The organism is Aequitasia blattaphilus (assembly GCF_024721305.1).
Taxonomy (GTDB): Bacteria; Bacillota; Clostridia; order Lachnospirales; family Lachnospiraceae; genus Aequitasia; species Aequitasia blattaphila.
In genome coordinates this window covers 1-21,916 of sequence record NZ_JAMXOD010000033.1, presented here as the reverse complement: position 1 = coordinate 21,916, position 21,916 = coordinate 1, and the positions used below count along the sequence as shown (strand labels likewise).

Below are 21,916 nucleotides of genomic sequence, written 5' to 3'. Positions count from 1 at the left end.
GCAGAACTTAGGAACCTGATAAAGCAGTACGACGAGATGTTGAACAAGAATTGGGAGCTGGCTACGAAGGAGCAGAAGGCAAGGGTGCAGCTGCTTAAGGCACAGGTTGAAAAGACAAAGGGCGCAGATAACGATGTCCTGAAGGTCGAAATATCCAAACTGGATGATTTAGTGAAGCAGATGGGAGGCGATTCGGATGAGTAACCAACCGTTATTGCTGTCCGACAAGTATAAAGCGTTTATTAAATGCCAGGCGCCGGTAGAATTTTTGGAAGGGACGACCTATGCAGGGAAAACGACGGTCGGTATCTACAAGTTTATGTTAAAAGTGGCAGAAAGTGAAAAGAAGCTACACATCATTGCAGCTGATGATACCGGAACTGCTGAGAAGAACCTGATCCAAAAAGACTTGGGCATTCTGGATGACTTTGGATTATTGGCTGAGTACAAAGGCAGCGGTACGAAGGATGACAAAATACCTCATATTATTTTCCATACCTCGAAAGGGGACAAAGTTATATATGTCTTGGGATATGGGAATAAAAAGAAGTGGAAGAAAGCATTAGGTGGACAATATGGCTGTTTATACATTGATGAAATCAACACAGCGGACATTGACTTTGTTCAGGAGGCTTCAATGCGATGTGATTACTTGATGGCCACACTTAATCCAGATGACCCGGAATTAGACGTATATAAAAAATACATCAATTGTTCACGGCCACTACCGCAATGGGAGCATGAAACACCGGAAGAAATAAAAGAAGCATTAGCAGAAGAGCCAAAGCCCGGATGGGTGCACTGGTTCTTTTCTTTTGACCATAATTTGGGATTGACGCAAAAAAAGCTGGATCAAATCATGACCAATACTCCGAAGGACACAAAGATCTGGAAGAATAAAATCCAAGGTCTAAGAGGGCGTGCAACAGGTCTTATCTTTCCGAATTTCGATCGAAAGCAGCACGTTGTCACTGCGGATTGGGTCAAAAAGCAGATGCGTATCGGTAAAATCAAGTTTAAAAAATTCACAGTTGGGCTTGATACATCGTACTCCAGTAAATCCCCGGATACAATCTCTATGATCTTCCAGGGCATCACAGAAGATCGGAAACTGATTACCTTGGCAGAGAAGGTATATAGCAACAAAGATAAAGCAATACCGATGGCACCCTCTGACACGGCGATAAAGTTTGTTGAATTCCTGGAGCGATGCCGAAAGGACTGGGGGCTCGCAAGAGACGCCTTTATTGACTCAGCCGATCAAGCAACGATCACAGAGTTAAATAAATGGAAACGGCTAAATGGCTGTATTTATAGTTTCGTAGACAGCTATAAGAAAGTCGTTATCCTAGACCGTATAAACCTGCAGCTCGGATGGATACAGCAAGGATGTTATTTGGTGGTAGATACCTGTACAGAGCATATACGGGAACTGGAAATATACAGCTGGGATGAAGACAAAGACGTTCCAGAAGATAGAAATGATCACACGATTAACGCGAACCAGTACGGATGGATACCGTACCGTTCAATGATTGGATACAAGGAGGCATAATGAACTTTTTAGAAAAAATGCGTGAAGGCATTCGAAAACGAATGATGAACTGGCTACAACCACAGCCGGGGATTCATGCCATACAGATTCAGGAGATGATGGATTTTGAATTATCTGCTATTCGGAATCGCATCTGGTATCGCGGTGATGGCAATGAGCTTGAGCAGTTATATCAGCAGAGTGCTGAATCAGCAGATCGCCATAAGTTTTGGGCGAGCCGCTGCTCTCCCGGCATGGAGATGCGTAAAATTCATACTGGGCTGCCAGGGCTTATGATAAAGACAATAAATGGAATCATTGTAGCTGCAATGGGGGAGTTTGAGTTCGGTGAAGGTAATGACGTGCAGTCAGATGTGTGGAAAGAAATTGCGAAGAAAAACAAATTCCGGAAAAAGTTTGAGAAATCGCTCAAAGAAGTCCTGTACATAGGAGACGGTGCCTATAAGATTACGATTGATACAGACATAAGTCAGTATCCGATCTTGGAATGGTATCCGGGAGAAAGAGTAGAATTTGTCTATGAACGAGGGCAATTGAAAGAAATTGCCTTCAAAACACCGTATAAAAAAGGGTTTACTCAATACACCCTGGTGGAATATTACGGATACGGGTATGTGAATAGTGTGCTTTATAAGGGCGAAACCGAAGTACCGCTCAATTCAATTAAGGCAACAGAGAAATTATTGCCGGAAGTTACCTTCGATAAATCGGTCATTCTCGGAGTCCCGCTGATGATTTACGAGAACACCAAATTCGAAGGGAGAGGAGGATCCATTTTTGATGGTAAGCTTGATTCCTTCGACGCTTACGACGAAGCCTGGTCACAGTGGATGGATGCACTAAGAGCAGGAAGGGCAAAAACTTATATTCCGGAGAATATTATTCCAAGGAATCCGGAAACAGGAGAATTACTCAAGCCAAATCCTTTTGACAATCGATTCATTGCTACTGGATCGGACATGGGTGAGAATGCTCGGAACGAAGTTAAAGTCGAGCAGCCGGTTATTCCGCATGACAGTTATCTGGCATCTTATGTGACCGCTCTTGATCAGTGTCTGCAGGGGATTATCTCCCCAAGCACATTAGGAATCGATGTAAAGAAACTTGATAATGCGGAAGCACAGCGTGAGAAGGAAAAAGCGACTCTTTACACAAGAGATGCGATCATTGAAGCTCTACAGGAGACGCTCCCGGAACTAGCCAGTGCCTGTATTAACGCATATCACATTTTGCATAAGGAGCCGGTGGCAGAGTTAGAGCCTTCCATTGACTTCGGGGAATATTCAAACCCATCATTTGAATCTCAGGTCGAAACATTAAGCAAAGCAAGACCCGGATCTCCAATCATGAGCATTGAAGCGCAGGTCGAAGAGATGTGGGGGGACAATAAGGATGAAGATTGGAAAAAACAAGAAGTTGCACGGTTAAAAGCAGAAGCTGGAATAGTGGAAATGGAAGAGCCTGGAGTTAATACATCTTTAGGAGAATTCAATATTCAGGGGGGTGATGGTAATGCAGGTGAAGGTGGCGAAGAGGATGTATCAAATGAGCCAGAAGGAGTACAAGGGACTCCTTAAGGTGGCAGCGGAGCAGGTGCCGATGGGAATTTACGCAGTTGAAAAAGCGGGATACGCTGAACTGAAGGCTGACCGCTGTAAAAGCATCACACAGTTGAAGAAGTTGAAACGTGCTTATAGGTCCCAGGGGTTTAAGGTGATGGCAAATGGCTAATCCTTATGATATCACCAATGCTTTTCGGGCAATCGAAAATGAGCTTATGAAGAGCATGATCCGAAACATGCGCCGGCATAAAGCGGAAGAGACAAAAGAAGGATATCGCTGGTCTATGTGGCAGACAGAGCAGCTGAAAGCCTTGGAGCAATATAAGCACTTGAACCAGCATAAATATAAGGATCGGTTTTCTAAGCTGAACGACGAAATGGCAGAGATTATTCGACAAGCAAGACAAGAAGGAGGGATGAAGCAGGAAATAGCCATCTTAAATGCAATAAAGCGAGGATTTAAGCCTGGGAATAGTCGGAGAGCAGCGGAGCAAATGGAAGCAGCCTTCTTCCGGATCAATGATCGGAAGCTGGAAGCTTTAATTCATTCCACTGTGCACGACATGGAGAAAGCCGAGAGGGCAATTCTACGACGTGCAGATGACCAATATCGGAAAATAATCTTTAATGCCCAGGTATATGCTAATACTGGTTCTGGTACTTATGAAAAGGCAGTGGATATGGCAACAAAGGACTTTCTGTCCAAAGGAATTGACTGTATAGAGTATGCAAACGGAGCGAGACACACCATATCGGATTATGTGGATATGGCGCTTCGGACAGCCAGTAAAAGAGCGTATCTGCAAGGTGAAGGTGAAATGCGCAAGAAATGGGGAATCGCTACGGTTATTATGAATAAACGTGGAAATCCCTGTCCAAAGTGTTTACCTTTTGTTGGGAAGGTATTAATCGACGATGTATGGTCCGGTGGAACCCGAAAGGATGGACCTTATCCATTAATGAGCGCGGCTGTATCGGCCGGACTATATCATCCGAGATGTAAGGATAGCCACACAACCTATTTTGAGGGAATCAGTACTCCGCCGAATGATCTTACCAGGAATGAAGTTAAGAAGGTTGAAGAGTGGAATGAGAAAGAGTCAAAGAAGCGGTATGCTAAAAGACAGGCCGAACGATTTGGAAGGCTCGCAAAGTACTCTCTTGACCGCGAAAACCGACAAAGATACGCAGTTAAGCGTAGCGAATGGGAGAATGCGTCACAGAGTTATAAGCAGCGTGAAGAGAGCCACAGAGGAATGAACAAGGGCACAGTTATCAATAAATCCCATATTTTATCCGATGAGTATGTGAAGAAAATTCAAAAGCTAGAAGCATCAAAAGAACTTGGCAGAAGTATACTCGCAGAAGCTAAGGCGATGCTGACTCACAGAAGTGGCACTGAGTTTGAGGATTTGGCTTTCATCACAGGTGACGGGAAAGTGAAGCGGTCCGTAAATTACAATGTTACTCGGACTGCCAAACCAACAAAGAAAATGTCGAATATGTTAAAAAGAGAGCCTGATAATAGCATCATAGCCATACACAACCATCCCAACAGCACCCCGCCAAGCTTTGATGATTTAAAGGTAGCAGAACTTAGGAGGTATAAATACGGAATAGCAGCCTGCCATGACGGAGCGCTATATAAATACAAAGTGACGGGTGATTTGAGTGTGGTTCATTACGAAACTGCGGTTGCTAGGCTTCAGAAAAAGGGTTATAATAAAAGTGAGATAAACAGGTTTGTAGATAATGCCAAAAAGGCAGGCGTAGAAATGGAGGTGCTGAGATGATTACCTATGAATCGTTGTGTAAAAAACTGGGTTTCGACATTTTAACGTATAAAGTAGAAACCTCAGGTACGGAAGATGATAGTAGAGAAAATCCATTTATGGCACTGGACATTGAAGAGCTGGATTTCTTAGGAGAGTATCTTCAAAAGCACAAAGCAAAATAGTACCATCTACTGATAAATTTGGTGGGTGGTATTTTTATACCCAGAAATAGGGACGTTTTGCGACGTCTTATTTTTATGCCCGAAGGCTTAAAACTACGAGGAGACACCTGGCTAAAACTGTCTACGTGCAGACAGCACATAAAAAACTGTAAATGTGGAGACACCATAACAACTGTATGAAAAGGAGACGAAATCATGAAAAACAGACAATTAGTAGCACTATTTAGAAGAGCAAAGTTTAACGTACCGCCGACTGATCCACCGGCAGAGCCACCAGCTGGAGGCGGAGGAGGAACTCCACCTGCAACCCCACCGGTGCAGCCACCGGCATCAGCAGCACCAGAAATCGATTATGAAAAAATCGCACAGCTGGTACAGGGGAAGCAGACAGCTACGGAAGACAGTGTTCTTCGTGGGTATTTTAAGAATCAGGGACTTACCAAGGAAGAGGCAGACCAGGCGATTGCTACTTTTAAGCAGCAAAAGGCTGCTCAGGAACCCGATGTGAATGCGCTGCAAACACAGGCGGCACAAGCACAGGCTCTGGCACAGGAAAAGGCAATTGAAAATGTTGCAATCTTGAAGGCGGTAGAGCTCGGAATTGATGCAAAGACAGTACCTTACGTGCTGAAGATGGCTGACATGAGTTCTGTCACAGATAACGAAGGAAAAATCAATGACGAAGCAGTTAAAAATGCTTTATCGAAAGTCTTGGAGGATGTACCAGCATTGAAACCCCAGGCAGGAACAGCTGCCGGCTTCCAAGTTGGAGCGCCTTCCGGAAGCCAAACACAAACTAATGACGAAGAGCTTAAGAAAGCCTTCGGACTATAAGAAAGAGAGGACTATAATATGGCAGTATATGATTACGCTGAACAATTTACACAGCTATTGCAGCAGAAATATGCAAAGGAGCTTTGCTCCGACGATTTGACAAAGAGTAACCCGGGAGTTAAGTTCATTAATGCTCAGACAATTAAGTTACCACGGATTTCGGTATCTGGGTATAAGGATCACACCCGTACACCGGGATTTAATGCCGGCACTCTGAGCAACGACTGGGAGCCAAAAAAGCTTGAACACGATCGTGACATTGAGTTCTTTGTAGACCCAATGGACATCGATGAAACCAACCTTACTTTGTCTGTAGCAAACATCCAGAACACTTTTGAGACAGAGCAGGCGATTCCGGAAAAGGATTCCTATCGATTTTCAAAGCTGAATGCCGAACTTGTTGCATATAATGGGCGCGTTGACAGCACCGTGATTGAAGCAGCGAACTTCTTGGAAGCATTTGATGAGGAGATGGCAAGGATGGATGAGGCGAGCGTCCCTGCAGAAGGACGTATCCTTTACGTAACACCAACCATGAACAAAATTGTTAAAGAAGCAGAAGGGCTACAAAGGATTATGACGGTTACGACTCCATCTACGATTAATCGTAAAGTACACTCCTTGGATGATGTAACAATTAAGATGGTGCCCGCGGCCAGAATGAAATCAAAGTATGACTTTACAGAAGGTGCGGTTCCTGCAGCTGATGCAAAGCAGATTAACTGGATCCTGATCCATACATCTTGTGTGGTATGCCGTGATAAGTATAGCTATATCAAGCTCTTTACTCCGGGAACTGATTCCAGAACAGCAGACGGATACCTGTATCAAAATCGTAACTATGGCGATCTGTTCCTTTTGGAGAAAAAGGTTGAAGGTTGTGCAATGAATATTTCAGCATAAGGAGGGTAACGAATGTTTGCAGTGAAAAATAACAAGCAATATACGATTGATGAAAAGCAAATCAAATCGTATCAGGATGCAGGTTTCGACATCCTGGGGGATGAGGGTGAGATTTTACATCACGGAAGAGGTAAAAAAGTCCCCTTCGAGGAGCTGGAAGCGCTCAGGAAGGAGAATAAAGCCTTGAAAGAAGGCAAGGGAAAAGAAGCCGACAACCAGGACGTGGTTGACATCCTAAAGGCATTTGCCCAGGAACATGAGATTGACCTCGGTAAGTCTACCGCAATTTCGGCAATTGTGAAGAAGATTAAGGAGCATAATCCGGAGCCACCGAAAGTAGGTGAATAATAGTACCAGCCTTATGTGAGTAAGGAGTATTACCAGAATATTTATCAAGGGAACTCAATCCCCGAGAACGACATAGAGAAGTTACTCAAACAAGCCAGCAGGCATATTGACGCCCTGACCTTCAATCGAATTGTTGGTCGGGGCTTTGATAATCTCACACCTTTTCAGAAGGAGATTATCCAGGAGGTAGTCTGTGAACAGGCGGATTTTGAGTATTCTAACGGTGAAATTTTCGACATGATTCTGCAAGGATATTCGATCAATGGTGTGTCGATGCAGTTCGGGGAATCCTGGAATGTGAAAATTGACCACGGTATCCCAATTCGCAGAGATTTATATGAGCAGCTGAATCAAACAGGCCTATGCTGCCGGCTAGCGAGGTGATGATATGAACTATCCATGTTTAGTGCCGGCACACCTATGTAAGACCGATATCGAGGTTACAGTCTATGGAGAGGGACTGGATGAAAATGGCGGACCTCAGGTGCTGCTTGAGGGTAAATTTAAGTGTAACTACCAGGACAATGCAAAAACGGTACTGACTGCTGAGAAGAAGTTGATACAGCTATCAGGAAGTGCGTTATTTCGAGGTGACATAGCTCCGAGCATCGCAACCATATCAGGAGGAACTGTAAAAGTATTTGGGATGGAACGAGACATCTTCAAAGGAGAGAAAGCTCGAAATCCTGATGGCACAGTAAATTATACGAGGATTGATGTAATATGATGAACGTAAACTCAATTGTTAATCTGAATTGGGGAAAGATTGCAAAGCTGACTGATGCGCAGATTATGGCATTGGAGGAGACTGCAGAGTACCTGCACACAGAGGTGGTACAAGCGCAAGTGGTGCCCTATGACGAGGGAAACCTGCAAAATGAAAGTTCCTTTGTTGATATTTCGGAGAGTTCTTCAGGAAAAGCCACACTTGTTTCTACAGCTCCTTACGCAAGAAGGATGTATTTCCATCCGGAATATGAATTCCAGACCGATGAGAACCCAAATGCCCGGGGCGAATGGTATGAAGATTGGTTACCTGGGGGAAATAAAGAAGATAAGGCGAAAAACGCTTTTAAGCAGCTTTACAAGAAAATATCGGGGGTGTGACATGACATTAGCAGAGGTAAGAGACTGGATCAAGACTTTCGAAATCGGAGAGAATTTCTATATTGGAAAGCTCGACAATAAGAAAGAAAAGTCCATCGGAGTATATCAAAGAAAACCTTCTGGGAATCCGTTTATCGCTCTGGGAGGAGTAGATAATACGAAAACTACTGTAAAGTCTATATCGCTCCTCATTCATTGGAATAAGTGGGCAGACCAAACGGAAGCAGCAGCGCAAGAGTTATACGATAAGTTCTTGCGATTAACAGATGTAACTATAGCAGGAAAACGCGTGAACTATGTGCGCTTAGAGGTTCCGGAGCCAGTAGACGTTGGCTCTGATGATTCTGGAGTGTATGAGCGTGTTATCTGGCTTGATTTAATTTATGAAAGGTAGGTAAGAATATGAAAACAGGTGTATATCCTTGTTATGAGAATCAATTTAAGATTGGCTTGGCGGAGCAATCTGCCACAACGATTGCAGACATGGAGACCTTTGGTGTCAAATTCGACAACGGCGTCGAGGAATGGTATCCCTTTGATACAGAAGGCTGGGTAAGAAGATTATTGACAGCAAAAGCGATTACGATAAGTGTTTCCGGAAAAAGGAATGTGGGAGATACCGGAAACGATTTTGTTGCAGGTCTCGCTTTCAAAAACGGAAGAGATGCTGAAGGATACTTTGCGTGGACTTTCCCGGACGGGACGATTGTCTCTTTCCCGATGGCAGTTGTAAATGTGACAAACATTGGTGCTGGAAAATCAACCGAGGTGGGTGTGTTGGAGTTTGATGTGATGAGTAATGGAAAACCCGAAGTTACGACGTCAAACCCTTAAATGGGGTTAGTATAAAAACAACAGAGGTACCGCTAACCCCAGATGTACCTCTTGAAACTGACAACGAAGAAGAAGAAGGAGATGTTGAAAATGGCGAAAATAGTTGATATTACAGACAAGTTAGATTTTGAAGGGAACCCGGTGATTAAGGTTAGGGATCAGGAATTTGAAGTCCAGGCAGATGCTGCTACGGTATTAAAGTTAATGGGAGCATTAAGTGAAGGTGAGGGTCCAAAACAAATCTTGGATATGTATGATCTTATCTTTGATGCGAAAACCCGAAAGAAGGTAGACGCCTTAAAGTTACAGTTTAATGACCTAAAAACTCTTATAATGACAGCGATTAGTCTTGTGACTGGTGCCGACGAGGAAGTAGAGGGGGAGTAGAGGAGGATCCATATTATGACCTGATTGAAGATTTTGATTTGATTATATCTTCCTTTCAAGCCCAGTATGGTATCCGATTATCTCGTGAGCTTTCCGGAATGAAATGGGATGAGTTTAGAAGCCTGCTTGTGGGATTGGATCACAAGACGCCCCTCGGTCGAATTGTATCTATTCGATGTGAAGATGATGAAGAGATTCTAAAGACCTTTACACCCAATATGATGAAAATCCGCAGTGAATGGAGGCGGCGTACCGCAAAGGCATTAACTCAGGAAGAAATGGACGATTTCCTTGAAACCATGAAACAAGCCTTCATCCAGATGGCGGGAGGTGTTAAAAATTGAGAAACAAATAATGAATAAAGAAAAAGTAAAATGCCCTTATTGTGGACATCCGGTTAATGCTATTAAGGTACCAGATGCCAGTTGTAAGGGTGTTTTCTTTAAATGCAAAAACAAAGATTGCAAGAAAGAATTTGAACTAAGAATATAAAGACGCTGTGCCGATGTGCCTGTCTATTTTATAAAGGCAGGTGGAAGATATGGCAGCGGAAAGCGTTGGTCAGATTGGCCTAGATCTGGTCGTTAATCAAAATCAATTTAAAAACCAAATGAGCGGTATTACCGGACTGGCCAAAAAAGCTGGTGTGGCACTTGCCGGAGCCTTTGCGGTGAAAAAGCTGGTGGAGTTCGGAAAAGAATGTACTGAACTTGGTAGTAAATTAGCAGAGGTAGATAACGTAATACAGCAAGCCGTCCCGAGCATGGAAGGTAAGATTGATACTTTTTCCAAAAATGCTATACAACAGTTCGGTATGTCAGAGACGGCAGCGAAGAAGTTCACCGGTGTGTTTGCTTCCATGAGTAGATCCTTTGGATTTAACGAGCAACAAGCGGCAGATATGGGAACATCTCTTACTGCTCTTGCAGCGGATGTTGCATCCTTCTATGATACGTCCCAGGACGAAGCTTTCACAAAGCTGAAATCCGTATTCACTGGAGAGACTGAGACTCTGAAGGACTTGGGTGTCGTTATGACCCAAAGTGCTCTTGATGCCTATGCAATGGCAAACGGATATAACAAAACTACCAAGGAGATGTCAGAGGCTGAAAAAGTAGCATTACGATATGCCTTTGTGCAGGAGAAACTACGTTTTGCAGCCGGCGACTTTGCAAGGACCTCTGATAGCTGGGCAAACCAAGTACGAATCTTAAGCGAACAATTTAATGCCTTGAAAGCAAGTATAGGACAAGGATTAATCAATGTCCTAGCACCGGTACTTAAAGTAATCAATATGATTGTCGGAAAGCTGGTGCAGTTAGCCACAGCGTTTAAAGGGTTTACGGAACTTCTAACCGGAAAAAAATCACAATCTGGATCCGGCGGGTCAGGAGGAGCTTTATCCGGAATAGAAGACGGTGCATCTGGGATTGAAGAAACAGCCGGAGCTGCGGATAATTTAGCGGATTCCACATCAGGCGTGGGTACCGCTGCAAAAAAGGCAGCAAAAGAAATGCGCTCCCTTATGGGATTTGATCAGATAAACAAAATGTCCGATCCTGCGGACGATTCGGATAGTGGCGGCGGTGGAGGCAGTGGCAAAGGAGCTGGCGCCGGTGGCGTTGGTGCAATGGACTTCGGCGGACTCGCAGAAGGCGAAACAGTCCTCGATAAAATGAGCGGAGATATGTCCGCATTTATAAAACGATGCAAAGAGCTTGCGAATCTATTCAAGAGTGGTTTTTGGGATGGGCTTGGTGATTACAAGCCAAGACTAGAAGAACTGAAAAAGGATTTCGCGTCTATTGGAAAACATCTGCAGGAAATCGCAACCGATAAAGACGTCCAGATAGCAGTACAGAGATTCGCAGATAAGTTTGCATATAATGTAGGTCGAAACTTAGGTGCTATGGTATCTGTTGGGCTTACGATAGCAACGAACATCGTTGGTGGTATAGAGAGCTTTCTGGATAATAGCAAGGATCGCATAAAGCGGGACATTATTAAGTTATTTGATATCGGGTCTGCAATCATGGATCTGGGTGGAGACTTCTCCGAGGCTTTTGCAGACGTTTTCTCGGTATTCGCATCTCAGAACGCACAAAATATTACAGGTAATATCATATCAGTTTTTTATGAGGTCTTTGCTCTTGTGGAAGAGATTGCATTGTCTGCATTCCGGGATATAACATCTTTTATTACCCGCCCCTTTGTAGAGAATAAAGATGCGATTAAGACCGCACTCATGGAAACATTAGAACCTCTTGAAAGCGTTACAAACACCATTAAAACATTTGTCCAGGGTGTCGGGGATAGGATCAGAGAAATATATGACGGTCATATTAAGCCTTTCATAGACTCCTTGACAGAAGGTGTGACAGAGATTGTGGGTATCCTTGTAGACGGATATATCACTCACATAGCACCGGTATTAGATCAGCTGGCGGCAAAATTCGATGAGGTTATGAATGGACCTGTCGGAACTGCGCTTGATAGTATTCAAACGGCAATAATAAAAGTAATTGATGCTCTTAAGCGTCTATGGGAAGAAGCGCTTCAGCCTTTCATCGCATGGATTGCAGAAAACATCATGCCGGTACTCAGTGATGTGTTATTGAACAGCGGAACCCTATTTATGGATTTCCTTGGAACCATAGGAACTGTTGTGAGTGGCATATTTGATGCTTTGGGCAGTCTGATCGACTTCTTAGTCGGAGTGTTCACCGGGGATTGGGATAAAGCCCTGGAAGGTCTGAAAGGAATCGGAGAAGGATTTAAGAAGGCCATCGAGGCAGTCTTTAACTTTATTAAGGACTCCATACTGAAACCTTTTGATGATTTCTTGAGTGGAGTATTTGCAACAGACTGGTCCAGAAGCTTTGGTGTATTCGGGGATGTACTAAACGGATTTTTTAAAAACCTATCAAATATCTGGGATTCCATAAAGAAAATATTCTCCGGAATCATCGATTTTGTATCGGGGGTATTTACAGGGAATTGGAAAAAGGCTTGGCAGGGAGTCAAGGACATCTTTAGCGGCGTGTGGGATGGCTTAGCGGCAGTGCTGAAATCTCCGATCAATGCAATTATAGGGATTATGAATGGCCTGATTCGTGGGGTAGCAAGTGCAGTTAATGGTATTGCTGACATGCTGAACAACCTACGTATCGATATACCGGACTGGGTACCGGGCATTGGTGGTGGAACGTTAGGATTCAACGTCCCCAAATGGAGTCCTGGCAGTATACCTTACCTAGCCCAAGGCGGTTTTGTGAAAGCAAACACCCCGAGACTTGCAGTTATTGGAGATAATAGGCATCACGGTGAGATTGTCGCTCCGGAAGATAAGATGCAGGCAATGGTTGATGCAGCAGTGGCAAGAGCAGCTGGTACCGGAGGGCTTACCAGGGATGATATGGCGAGTATTATGAACAATGTAGTGATGCGTATTGTGGCAGCGCTATCTGAAATGGGATTTTACTTAGATGGTGAGCAAATGGCAAGAGCTGAAGCGGTAGCACAAAGTGCAATAGATCGTAGATGGAATGGAGTGGAGGTAAAATAATGGCAAGAGAAATATTAAAATCAGGCGATGTCGTACTTCCGGCTCCGGTGTCTATCTCTGTAGCAGATGAAATAATATGGACATCCGACACAGGCCGTACACTGGCCGGCACCATGATTGGTGATGTGATCGCAGAAAAGAAAACCGTGGGATTGAAATGGGGGTATCTATTAGAGTCTGAGGTGACGTTGATTAAGAGCCGGTTAATTGCCGGCTTTTTCCCGCTCTCTTTTCGAGACGACGGCGTGTTCCTAACAATTGATGCATATCGAGGAACTTTATCGAAGGAAGCTGCCGGCTGGATCGGAAGCGATTATTGGTATAAAAGTGTGTCCGTTGATGCAATACAAAGGTAGGTGGTGGCAAATTGATTAATACAACTCCAGAATATAAAAAAGCGATTATGGAGGACAACAGAGAATTAACGATCCTTGATCGTTTTACAATGGAACACAGGGACGTTATTGGTGTTACGAACGACGACTTTATGGCGTACTCCATCAATGAAGCCACCAGTGCAAACAATAAATTTTCTATCGGAGAGGCGGTTATAAAGAAATACACCGCAACTCTGAACAATGCAGATGATAAATTTACGCTGCAGAGATTTGAGGGAACGGATATTTTGGCAAGAATCGGATTGAAGCTACCAACTGGAGATACAGAAATACTCCGTAAAGGCACATTCCGAGTTATAAGTGCAAAGAAACAGGACTTGACCATAAAGCTTGAAGCATATGACAGCATGCTGTTTTTTGATCGTCCATACTCAGAAAGTACGTTAAGATATCCGGCAACGATTCAGCAGATTATTGCAGATGCCTCACGGGTCTGCGAGGTAGGATACAGGGCAAATTCCATCCCATTACCGAATTACCGGGTTGAAAAACGTCCAGACGATGAAACACTTACTTTCCGGGATGTGGTCTCGTATTGTGCGCAACTGATGTGCTGTTATGCACGGATCAATGTTTCGGATGCTTTGGAGTTTGGATGGTATAAGTTCAATGCTTTTGATGCAGAAACAAACCTTTCGGGCGGAATATATGACATTGAAAACCCAAATCGATATGTGTCGGGGGATTCTGCCGCGGGTGGGATCTTCATGGAGGGCGGAGATAGCTTTTCGGGAGGTGTGTTTGATGGTTATGGGGATTATTTCCATTTATATACATTGGGAAGTCAAAACATCAATACAGATGATGTGACTTTTACAGGAGTAAAAGTAACCGCAAGTGCCGAAAAGGAAGAGGACAGGGATTCATATTTTTACGGATCAGAGGGGTATGTCCTGTCCATAGATAACAATCCTTTTATAGAAAAAGGAAAATCAAGACAAGTAGCAGAATATATTGGTGCAAAAATAGTAGGGCAGATTATTCGTCCGCTGTCTATTACGTGCAAGTCAGACCCCAGCATTGAATCCGGAGACTGTGCCTTGGTTACTGATCGGCAACAAAGGTCTTATCGGTCGGTCATAACAAATACGACCTTTACAATGGGGGCTATGCAGAAAATTGAATGTGACGCAGAGAATTATTATACGAAGTACAGTGCAGAAACAAAGCTACTCTATAAATCCAAGCAGGATACAGATTTCAGGCTTAGAGAATATGACCTGGAGGCAATGAGATTTGGCGGACTGATGGCAAGTGCTATGGGTCTTTATGAATCCGAGGATATAGATGAACTTGACGGAAGTAAAATCAAATATATGCACGACAAACCGCGTCTGGAGGATAGCCAAGTAATCTGGAAACAAACTCTTGATGCCTTTGCGGTATCTACGGATGGCGGACAGACCTGGAATGGCGGGCATGACAAAGACGGAAACGTATTGGCAACTGTGTTGACGGCAATCGGTGTAAATGCCGAGTGGATACAAACGGGTATTGTCCGAGATAAAACAGGGAAGAATTACTGGAACTTGAATACTGGTGCTTTCAATATGGAAAGTCTTAATGTTCAATTCACGAATATCAACAACACGCTCTCTAGTAAAGTGACTGCTGGACAGGTAAATTCGCTGATTGAGCAAAGTGCATCAAGCATCCGGCTAGAGGCATCTCAGATTAGTTGGAAAAGTACCTATTCGGAGATGACTGCAGCGGGAAAGCTAACATGTACTGGTGCAATAATTAATGGTGCACTTAAAACAAATGATAGCTTGAGATATATGAACCTTGAAGCAGGAAAGCTGAAGGGTGGATTTAACAATCAAGAGTATGGCTATATTAATTTCCACGTCCCTATGCAAGGCGATTGGGGGACTAAAGGAATGGCTATGTACGCTGAAGATGTTTTGTTTTTACAGGCAAACCGTATTGTGCTTCAGGCAGGAGGCATTTCCACAGGATTATCTCGTGATGCTACAACGACGTACAGAGCTGCATCGGATGCAACGATACCTATTATTAAAGAGATAGCGCAGGATGCCTCAGGGAGGATAACCAGTATTACTAGAGGTCAGATTACTGTTAAGAATGGACTTGTAACAACGACAGGATAAGGAGAAATCATCATGGAAGAAAAGATTGTTATACCAGTAGAAATGCTGGTAGATAAAGTAGCAGAAGAAATGTATAGCTACTGTTGCATGAAGCAGCAACAGTATAGGATAAGTGCAAGCGTGATTGATTTAGCGCTAGCAAAAACGCTTAATCAAGTTAAAGATAAAAAGGCTAAGGAATATGCCGAACACTCAGTAGGATTAATGGAGCAGATAGATAGGCTTAACGAACAGGAGGTAGAAGATGGCGATAACGATGAGACTCGGACCGTATGCGAAGATGGATCCGATTAAGGCACTTCCCGGGGAATGGCTAGTTGTAACATCTGGTCATCCCACTGCTAAAAATGGGAGAGCGGTATATTTATGCTTTGCCGCTGGATATGTAAAACGAATGTATACATACGAAGATGCTGTGGAATATCTACAAGAGGCAAGCGCAGAAATAGTCCAGATTATTGCAAAGGCATTGGAGGCAGACATAGAGACAGCTATCAGCTCGGCAAATGACGCTACTCTTCGCGCAACTCAATCGGCAGACGCGGCTTACAGGGCGGAGATGTTAGCAATCGGAGCATCGAATTCTGCAAACTGGGCGGCTCAAGATGCAGAAGAGGCAGCCGAAGAAGCAAGGCAGTATGTACTTGGAGATATTTCTCAAAAGACGGTAGATTTTACCATCCCTGATACCTATGTAGAGCCATCGAGTGGAGAATCAACTGCTAGCTTTTTTGGTAAGGTAGTCGCAGGATTAAGAAATGTACTAGGAAAAATTGGTAATATGGGGCAGCTCACCACGACAGCCAAGGCGACCATGGTGGCCGCTATCAACGAATTGGTATCTGGACTCAATACGACAAATAATAATTTGTCCACAACGAACTCCAACGTTGCGGCGCTAAACTCCACTTTAGCTGTAACAACCAGAGCCCTGTCCGGGGCTACATTAGATATCCGTATCACTCGATTGTCCGGCATAGCTTGGCTATATTGCGGATATGCCGTAAAAACAAATCTAAGCGCGGGCACGACCTATACCGTCAACAAAGTGTCGGAAAATTTTGTGCATGGAGTAAACCGCAGATACAAACATAATGCAAGTACAGATATAGTTGTCGATATTGCGGTGGATGGCACGATTAAGATTACTCCTACAACCGCTATCGCAGCCGGCACATATATACAGTTTGTAGAGTGCTTACCTGTTGCGCCGGTATAAATAGCTATTTTCCTGTCATATACTCAAGGTGCATATTTAAGGGAGTCCCAGATGTAAGCGCTTCTGGCGATGTGTATGTTATTTTTCCCGTCGTAGATATGGAAACCCTTAATTTTTTGCCGGCAATATTATAGTCTTCGTTAAAAATTAAATTCGTATCCGGCCGATAGGCTTCCGGTATGCCACCATCTACTACGACGGTTAGTTCCGTATTTGCAGCAATCGGCTGCTGTGTAACACCTGCACACCTCAAGTATACGTTATTTGCGCTTCTGTCGATCACAGACGCAGGATAATATGATGATGTTGTCAAATTCCGTTTATTCCCTGATAAAGTGGAGTTTAGCTGTGTAACCCTAGTATCTGTGGCGGACAAATTATTATTTTACTGATAGATGTAACTCGTTAATAAAGACCAAATAGGGTCTTATTTTTTTACAAGGAAAGGAGGCATTATTATGAATGATAATGTATCTGTATATGACAAACTTAAGTACCAAATCAGTTATGAACCTTATGCCCTATCAGAAATGATTGAGATGATTAACATCTTATGGGTAGACAAAATGATCACCAAGAAAGAGCGTGACGATTTGGCGGAAAGAGCTAGGGAAAACGCAAAGGCGGAGAATGAGCTTCCTACAGCGAACGAAGAAATCCTGAATATTAGGAAAGTAATAAAAAAGATATGTGCTCATATTGGACTGGATGAGAACGGCGAAGCCTTGGATCCTGATCAGGATCCGGGAGATCCTGGAATGGGACTATATCCGGAATATAAACAGCCACAAGGTGTGCACGATGCGTATTTCGATCGCAGTATGCCGGGAAATGAGATCTACAAATGTTCTGAGGACGGTGTGAATTATGAATGTATTGCCGGAAAGAACTATGAAGATAAGTGGCAGGCTTGTACATGGCCACCATCGGTTATGCCAAGCTACTGGGAGAAAATTGAGAAAGAAAGGGTGGAAACAAATGAGTAGACTAACAGAGATTAAGATTGTCTTTTACGGATTGGTCGCTGGAGCCGGTGTCATTATCGGTAATATACTTGGAGGGTGGACAGAGGACTTGAAAACATTACTAATCATGATGGGCATCGACTTTGCAATGGGCTTATTGATTGCACTTGTGTGGAAAAAGAGTGGCAAGAGTAAAACGGGTGCGGCAAGCAGTGTTTCGGCTTGGAAGGGGCTGTGCCGTAAAGGGGCGGCGCTTTTATTTGTATTAATCGCAAACCGTTTGGACATAATGCTGGGGGTTTCATACGTAAGGACTGCTGTTATATTCGCCTTTATGGCAAACGAACTAATAAGCATCATAGAAAATGCGGGTATTATGGGTGTACCGATTCCACAAGCAATAAGTAATTCAGTCGAAATTCTTAAGAGGAAAGCAGAGGTAACAGATCAGACGAAAGTAACAGATAATCAGGAGCATCCGTAGAGGGTGCTCTTTTTTGGGGGAAGGAGAATAGAATGCAAAATTATAGACAGTTTGATTCCAGATGGGGTAGTAAGCCCTATGCTGGATGGAATATGACTAATGCTGGTTGTGGTCCCACGGCAACAGCGGATATATTGGACAAGCTACCTAACGAGGTGGCTGATTACATGACGGGCAGAGGATACGCAATCGACGGACAAGGTACGTTGTGGGATGGTATCCAACTTACGCTGCAAGCTTATGGAAAGGATGCTAAGAGGGTATCACAAGCCGAATGGCTATCTTTAATGAAGAGCGGGAAATACGAAGGTATTTTATGCATGGGCAGATCTAAATGGACTACAAGTGGACACTTTATCACTGTAGTATCTGTAAACAGTAGTAACGATTGCTATGTCCATGACCCAGCACAAATAGCCGAGGGTTGGCAGTCTTGGAGTGATATTAATGGGTATGTGTCATGTTTTTATGTATGTAGAAAAGGAGAACCCCAAAAGGAAAGTAGAATCGGATGGATCTTCGAAAAGGCTAATGGTTGGTGGTATCGTAACGCTGATGGTTCTTATCCTAAAAACAAATGGGAGAAGATTGAGGGACATTGGTATCTGTTTGACAAAAAAGGCTATATGCGTACAGGTTGGGTATTCTGGAACAAACACTGGTATTATTTAAATGAAAAAGCAAGCACGCAGGCATTGCCAAATGGTGCCTTGGTGAAAGATTGGTTCTGGGATAGCAAACGAAAACGTTATTACTACTTAGAAATCGGCACAGATGCGAAGGGATATCCAGAGGGTAGTATGCACACAGGTTGGTTTAAGGATTTACGATACAAGGCATATTACTTCCTTTGTACAGATGCTGTAGTAAAACAGTTTAACGGTAAATACAAGGTGGGCGAAATGTTAGTAAATGAATGGCTAGAACTAGGAGGAAAGAAATATTATTTTGATGATTCCGGGAAAATGGTGACTGGAGAAGTGACTATTGCCATGCCAAAAAAATTCAGATTTGATAAAGATGGTGCACTTATAGAGTAAAATAAATCAATTACATTGATTCTATATACCTAGTTTGTTTTTGTTGTCATGTTGCTAAAGCGTAGTTTAGTTGAATAAATTTAAAGAGAGGGTAACTCTCATAGAGACCCATATCGTCACATATTGAATCGTACTGTAATTTCATGCGCAAAAAACAACTTAAAGTTTATTCAACTAAACTCCAATTTAGTTGGGAAAAAGCCTTGATTGGCGCAGTTTTATGGGTGTTTACATCCTTAAATTTACGTGATAAACTCTAATTACCTTCGAAGGACGGACACACAAAAAAGTTCATTTTCAGCGATTTGCATAACATGAGTAATTGGCTGATCGTAAGACAAGCTAAAACTATAACAAAGTATAATGAGCCATTTTCAAATTATAATAAAGTATAAAATCCTGGTGATTTTTCTTAAGTTCAGATTTTAGTTTATTATACTTCGTATTTGTCAAGTCGGAATCTTATACAAAAAGTGCACTCCAGAAGAGACTAAATATCTTGTGTGGGAACTTGCAATGAACTAATGTTCGAGATATAATGTTTGAAAGCCTAGGACAAAAAAGGAGCAAACACTGTTAGCTTTCCCGGCAAAGTGTTTACTCCTCAGCAACCCATTAACAAATGGTGTTTACTGTACTTTAGTATAGTACATACCGCAACTTTTTTCAAGGAGGCGATTTAGTATTGATTACTAAAGAAAGATTATGGGAGTATTACATTAATAGTCCGGAGTGTATTGAATATGACGGAGCGGCAGACTATTCAATCAGTGAAGTTGATAAGATAGCTTATATTGATAAATTTGGGACAGAAGCATATCTCGTCATGGAGTCCGTGGTATATTCGGTTGCGAGTAAGGCTGCTGAAAGTGGATTTAAAGCTTGTTATGATTTGTGTGTAAAATGATTTTGGGGCTAGAAGTAGCCCCGTTTTCATTCTAATGAAAGTAGCAGAAAAGTAGCAAGAAAAGATAACTATCAGAGATTCAGAGAAATAAATGAGGCGCAGTAGACCCTATAAATACAGGGGTTGTTATTCTGTGTTATGCGCTGATAAATAGGAACTAAAACCCTTGGGGTCATTTTAAAAGCACTGTATTTACAGTGCTTTTTTGATTTACGTGTTGCATTCCGTGTTGCATGAATATTCCTTTTTGTAAAAAAGTGAGCTATATATCAGACGTTTTAGATAGGTGATTTTCTTATCGTTTTACTATCATACTATTTTAAGTTAGTTAGATGTGGTATACTTGAACGGTTGCCACCCCTATACAGGCAAGGAAAGGGGGGCTGACTTACGCAAGACCTCATAACTTTTGGTATCTCTGTTATGGCAAGTGTAGTTGCCTACTACATTTGCAAATGGTTAGACAGAGAGGAATAATCGGCAACTAGCCTAGGGCGTAAGCCACCCTGCCAAAGCGGAATAGAAAACCCCACGAGTTCGTACCTCGTGGGGTTTTTGCTGTCCTTACGGAAAGCCCTCATAACTTTTTGCCTACGAACATTGTATCATATGTCTTTAGCATTTTCAAGTATGCCCTTTTCTTTTTTGTTATTAACTTATGATAATGTCACCTTAGGATTCTCTTGAGAAAATGTCACTTTTGATTAAACTATAAAATATGAAAGAAGGATTGATTACATTGTCTCAAGAACAACTAAAAACATTTAAAGTCATTCACAGTTTCATCGACAAGTCTATTACCAGACAACAAGCTGCTGAGCTACTATCACTTTCTACTCGCCAGATTACTCGTCTAAAGAAAGGAATTCTTCAATCTGGTGCTGAATCATTAATTCATAAAAATACAGGTAGAAAGCCCGCTCATGCTGTTTCAGATGAAACGAAGGAAAATGTCCTCTCTATACACTCCAAACCCGAGTTTCGTGAGGTCAATTTCCTCCATTTCCAAGATATACTATATGAAGATTACGGGATTGCACTCTCGTATTCTTCACTCTCTAGTATACTAAAAAAATCGGGTATTGAAAGCCCTATGAAGAAAAAAATCCGACACCGAACACATCGCCGCAAACGTAAAGCGCACTCCGGTCAACTAATCCAGATAGACGCCACTCCATTTGAGTGGTTCGGCACTTCCATCAAATATGCCCTACACGGAGCTATTGATGATGCTACAGGTGATGTTGTAGGGCTTTACATGACACAGAATGAATGCCTGTTTGGCTATTTTGAAATGATGCGCCAGTGCTGTCTTGATTTTGGAATTCCACAATCTATCTATTCGGATAGACACACCACCTTCCGCTCACCTAAGACTGGCCAACTAACAGTTGAAGAATTAATCAGCGGAAAAACAGTAAATCTCACACAATTCGGTCGTTCTATGCATGAACTGGGTGTGGATATGATTTTTGCTAACACGCCGCAAGCAAAGGGGCGTATTGAACGATTATGGGTTACTTTACAAAGTCGGTTGCCTGTGGAGTTTGCAAAGCGTGGCATAAATACACTCACTGCAGCTAACGAATTCCTGGCGAATTATCGCTTTCAATACAACGAGAAATTTTCAGTGGAGCCAGAAAGCGATTCTCTTTTTGTCCCTCTTCAAGAAGGCATCGACATCGATGAGGTTCTCTGCATAAAACATACTCGAAAAACAGATAATGCCGGAACGTTTTC

General features: G+C 42.9%; 25 protein-coding genes and 1 pseudogene. 25 read left to right on the top strand and 1 reads right to left on the bottom strand.

The window, feature by feature from the left end; genetic code table 11:
• The 20 genes and pseudogenes from NHH15_RS14565 to NHH15_RS14470 form a co-directional block, all read left to right on the top strand.
• Positions 1 to 204: pseudogene (locus NHH15_RS14565) on the top strand (hypothetical protein); the annotation flags it as partial.
• The gene (locus NHH15_RS14560) at positions 197 to 1,555 is read left to right on the top strand and encodes a terminase (protein WP_262067381.1); all 1,359 of its coding nucleotides are present in this window, start codon (positions 197 to 199) and stop codon (positions 1,553 to 1,555) included. The pseudogene NHH15_RS14565 and the gene NHH15_RS14560, both read left to right, overlap by 8 nt.
• Positions 1,555 to 3,132, top strand: coding sequence for a phage portal protein (locus tag NHH15_RS14555; protein ID WP_262067380.1), 1,578 nt, complete (start codon positions 1,555 to 1,557; stop codon positions 3,130 to 3,132). Before NHH15_RS14560 ends, NHH15_RS14555 begins: the two co-directional genes overlap by 1 nt.
• Complete coding sequence (locus tag NHH15_RS14550) at positions 3,092 to 3,286, top strand: hypothetical protein (protein WP_262067379.1); 195 nt, start codon at positions 3,092 to 3,094, stop codon at positions 3,284 to 3,286. The genes NHH15_RS14555 and NHH15_RS14550 overlap by 41 nt, the downstream gene beginning before the upstream one ends.
• The gene (locus tag NHH15_RS14545; RefSeq protein WP_262067378.1) at positions 3,279 to 4,910 is read left to right on the top strand and encodes a phage minor capsid protein; all 1,632 of its coding nucleotides are present in this window, start codon (positions 3,279 to 3,281) and stop codon (positions 4,908 to 4,910) included. The genes NHH15_RS14550 and NHH15_RS14545 overlap by 8 nt, the downstream gene beginning before the upstream one ends.
• The gene (locus NHH15_RS14540) at positions 4,907 to 5,074 is read left to right on the top strand and encodes a hypothetical protein (protein WP_262067377.1); all 168 of its coding nucleotides are present in this window, start codon (positions 4,907 to 4,909) and stop codon (positions 5,072 to 5,074) included. Before NHH15_RS14545 ends, NHH15_RS14540 begins: the two co-directional genes overlap by 4 nt.
• A gap of 195 nt (positions 5,075 to 5,269) precedes the next feature.
• A complete protein-coding gene (locus NHH15_RS14535; protein WP_262067376.1) occupies positions 5,270 to 5,908 on the top strand; it encodes a hypothetical protein in 639 nt (212 codons plus the stop codon).
• A gap of 18 nt (positions 5,909 to 5,926) precedes the next feature.
• Complete coding sequence (locus NHH15_RS14530) at positions 5,927 to 6,811, top strand: capsid protein (RefSeq protein ID WP_262067375.1); 885 nt, start codon at positions 5,927 to 5,929, stop codon at positions 6,809 to 6,811.
• A gap of 12 nt (positions 6,812 to 6,823) precedes the next feature.
• Complete coding sequence (locus NHH15_RS14525) at positions 6,824 to 7,159, top strand: hypothetical protein (RefSeq protein WP_262067374.1); 336 nt, start codon at positions 6,824 to 6,826, stop codon at positions 7,157 to 7,159.
• Between the two features lie 388 nt (positions 7,160 to 7,547).
• Entirely contained in the window at positions 7,548 to 7,886 is a 339-nt protein-coding gene (locus tag NHH15_RS14520) for a hypothetical protein (protein ID WP_262067373.1), read from the top strand.
• On the top strand, positions 7,883 to 8,266 hold the full coding sequence (locus tag NHH15_RS14515; RefSeq protein WP_262067372.1) for a hypothetical protein: 384 nt from the start codon (positions 7,883 to 7,885) through the stop codon (positions 8,264 to 8,266). Before NHH15_RS14520 ends, NHH15_RS14515 begins: the two co-directional genes overlap by 4 nt.
• 1 nt (position 8,267) lies before the next feature.
• Positions 8,268 to 8,660: a minor capsid protein gene (locus tag NHH15_RS14510; RefSeq protein ID WP_262067371.1), complete on the top strand. Its 393-nt coding sequence runs from the start codon at positions 8,268 to 8,270 to the stop codon at positions 8,658 to 8,660.
• An 8-nt stretch (positions 8,661 to 8,668) separates the two neighbouring features.
• Entirely contained in the window at positions 8,669 to 9,100 is a 432-nt protein-coding gene (locus NHH15_RS14505) for a phage tail tube protein (protein ID WP_262067370.1), read from the top strand.
• Between the two features lie 90 nt (positions 9,101 to 9,190).
• Positions 9,191 to 9,487, top strand: coding sequence for a hypothetical protein (locus NHH15_RS14500; protein ID WP_262067369.1), 297 nt, complete (start codon positions 9,191 to 9,193; stop codon positions 9,485 to 9,487).
• A gap of 20 nt (positions 9,488 to 9,507) precedes the next feature.
• The gene (locus tag NHH15_RS14495) at positions 9,508 to 9,831 is read left to right on the top strand and encodes a Gp15 family bacteriophage protein (protein ID WP_465221045.1); all 324 of its coding nucleotides are present in this window, start codon (positions 9,508 to 9,510) and stop codon (positions 9,829 to 9,831) included.
• Between the two features lie 197 nt (positions 9,832 to 10,028).
• Positions 10,029 to 13,052 (top strand): phage tail protein, encoded by a 3,024-nt coding sequence (locus NHH15_RS14490; protein WP_262067368.1) that lies wholly within the window; start codon positions 10,029 to 10,031, stop codon positions 13,050 to 13,052.
• Positions 13,028 to 13,408, top strand: coding sequence for a hypothetical protein (locus tag NHH15_RS14485; protein ID WP_262067367.1), 381 nt, complete (start codon positions 13,028 to 13,030; stop codon positions 13,406 to 13,408). Before NHH15_RS14490 ends, NHH15_RS14485 begins: the two co-directional genes overlap by 25 nt.
• 11 nt (positions 13,409 to 13,419) lie before the next feature.
• The gene (locus NHH15_RS14480) at positions 13,420 to 15,561 is read left to right on the top strand and encodes a hypothetical protein (protein WP_262067366.1); all 2,142 of its coding nucleotides are present in this window, start codon (positions 13,420 to 13,422) and stop codon (positions 15,559 to 15,561) included.
• 12 nt (positions 15,562 to 15,573) lie between these two features.
• Positions 15,574 to 15,855, top strand: a complete 282-nt coding sequence (locus NHH15_RS14475; RefSeq protein ID WP_262067365.1) for a hypothetical protein — start codon at positions 15,574 to 15,576, stop codon at positions 15,853 to 15,855.
• Entirely contained in the window at positions 15,806 to 16,780 is a 975-nt protein-coding gene (locus tag NHH15_RS14470; protein WP_262067364.1) for a hypothetical protein, read from the top strand. The genes NHH15_RS14475 and NHH15_RS14470 overlap by 50 nt, the downstream gene beginning before the upstream one ends.
• A 4-nt stretch (positions 16,781 to 16,784) precedes the next feature.
• Here the strand turns inward: NHH15_RS14470 and NHH15_RS14465 are convergent, their stop codons facing one another.
• Positions 16,785 to 17,093 (bottom strand): hypothetical protein, encoded by a 309-nt coding sequence (locus NHH15_RS14465; RefSeq protein WP_262067363.1) that lies wholly within the window; start codon positions 17,091 to 17,093, stop codon positions 16,785 to 16,787.
• 145 nt (positions 17,094 to 17,238) lie between these two features.
• Here NHH15_RS14465 and NHH15_RS14460 point away from each other — a divergent pair, with 145 nt between their 5' ends.
• The 5 genes from NHH15_RS14460 to NHH15_RS14440 all read left to right on the top strand — a co-directional run.
• Complete coding sequence (locus tag NHH15_RS14460) at positions 17,239 to 17,766, top strand: hypothetical protein (RefSeq protein ID WP_262067362.1); 528 nt, start codon at positions 17,239 to 17,241, stop codon at positions 17,764 to 17,766.
• On the top strand, positions 17,759 to 18,229 hold the full coding sequence (locus NHH15_RS14455; RefSeq protein ID WP_262067361.1) for a phage holin family protein: 471 nt from the start codon (positions 17,759 to 17,761) through the stop codon (positions 18,227 to 18,229). The genes NHH15_RS14460 and NHH15_RS14455 overlap by 8 nt, the downstream gene beginning before the upstream one ends.
• Positions 18,230 to 18,396: 167 nt before the next feature.
• On the top strand, positions 18,397 to 19,269 hold the full coding sequence (locus NHH15_RS14450) for a hypothetical protein (protein WP_262067360.1): 873 nt from the start codon (positions 18,397 to 18,399) through the stop codon (positions 19,267 to 19,269).
• A gap of 685 nt (positions 19,270 to 19,954) precedes the next feature.
• Positions 19,955 to 20,176 (top strand): hypothetical protein, encoded by a 222-nt coding sequence (locus NHH15_RS14445; RefSeq protein WP_262067359.1) that lies wholly within the window; start codon positions 19,955 to 19,957, stop codon positions 20,174 to 20,176.
• Between the two features lie 718 nt (positions 20,177 to 20,894).
• A partial coding sequence (locus tag NHH15_RS14440; RefSeq protein ID WP_262067358.1) for an ISNCY family transposase occupies positions 20,895 to 21,916 on the top strand: 1,022 nt, incomplete at its 3' end.

Excerpts from the sequence above, each read along its gene's own strand:
- NHH15_RS14500 (WP_262067369.1), top strand. The coding sequence starts at position 9,191 with ATGGCGAAAATAGTTGATATTACAGACAAGTTAGATTTTGAAGGGAAC.
- NHH15_RS14530 (WP_262067375.1), top strand. The coding sequence starts at position 5,927 with ATGGCAGTATATGATTACGCTGAACAATTTACACAGCTATTGCAGCAG.
- NHH15_RS14510 (WP_262067371.1), top strand. The coding sequence starts at position 8,268 with ATGACATTAGCAGAGGTAAGAGACTGGATCAAGACTTTCGAAATCGGA.
- NHH15_RS14490 (WP_262067368.1), top strand. The coding sequence starts at position 10,029 with ATGGCAGCGGAAAGCGTTGGTCAGATTGGCCTAGATCTGGTCGTTAAT.
- NHH15_RS14470 (WP_262067364.1), top strand. The coding sequence starts at position 15,806 with ATGGCGATAACGATGAGACTCGGACCGTATGCGAAGATGGATCCGATT.
- NHH15_RS14460 (WP_262067362.1), top strand. The coding sequence starts at position 17,239 with ATGAATGATAATGTATCTGTATATGACAAACTTAAGTACCAAATCAGT.
- NHH15_RS14450 (WP_262067360.1), top strand. The coding sequence starts at position 18,397 with ATGACGGGCAGAGGATACGCAATCGACGGACAAGGTACGTTGTGGGAT.
- NHH15_RS14525 (WP_262067374.1), top strand. The coding sequence starts at position 6,824 with ATGTTTGCAGTGAAAAATAACAAGCAATATACGATTGATGAAAAGCAA.
- NHH15_RS14520 (WP_262067373.1), top strand. The coding sequence starts at position 7,548 with ATGAACTATCCATGTTTAGTGCCGGCACACCTATGTAAGACCGATATC.
- NHH15_RS14535 (WP_262067376.1), top strand. The coding sequence starts at position 5,270 with ATGAAAAACAGACAATTAGTAGCACTATTTAGAAGAGCAAAGTTTAAC.
- NHH15_RS14485 (WP_262067367.1), top strand. The coding sequence starts at position 13,028 with ATGGAATGGAGTGGAGGTAAAATAATGGCAAGAGAAATATTAAAATCA.
- NHH15_RS14550 (WP_262067379.1), top strand. The coding sequence starts at position 3,092 with ATGTATCAAATGAGCCAGAAGGAGTACAAGGGACTCCTTAAGGTGGCA.
- NHH15_RS14560 (WP_262067381.1), top strand. The coding sequence starts at position 197 with ATGAGTAACCAACCGTTATTGCTGTCCGACAAGTATAAAGCGTTTATT.
- NHH15_RS14555 (WP_262067380.1), top strand. The coding sequence starts at position 1,555 with ATGAACTTTTTAGAAAAAATGCGTGAAGGCATTCGAAAACGAATGATG.
- NHH15_RS14540 (WP_262067377.1), top strand. The coding sequence starts at position 4,907 with ATGATTACCTATGAATCGTTGTGTAAAAAACTGGGTTTCGACATTTTA.
- NHH15_RS14455 (WP_262067361.1), top strand. The coding sequence starts at position 17,759 with ATGAGTAGACTAACAGAGATTAAGATTGTCTTTTACGGATTGGTCGCT.
- NHH15_RS14505 (WP_262067370.1), top strand. The coding sequence starts at position 8,669 with ATGAAAACAGGTGTATATCCTTGTTATGAGAATCAATTTAAGATTGGC.
- NHH15_RS14475 (WP_262067365.1), top strand. The coding sequence starts at position 15,574 with ATGGAAGAAAAGATTGTTATACCAGTAGAAATGCTGGTAGATAAAGTA.
- NHH15_RS14545 (WP_262067378.1), top strand. The coding sequence starts at position 3,279 with ATGGCTAATCCTTATGATATCACCAATGCTTTTCGGGCAATCGAAAAT.
- NHH15_RS14515 (WP_262067372.1), top strand. The coding sequence starts at position 7,883 with ATGATGAACGTAAACTCAATTGTTAATCTGAATTGGGGAAAGATTGCA.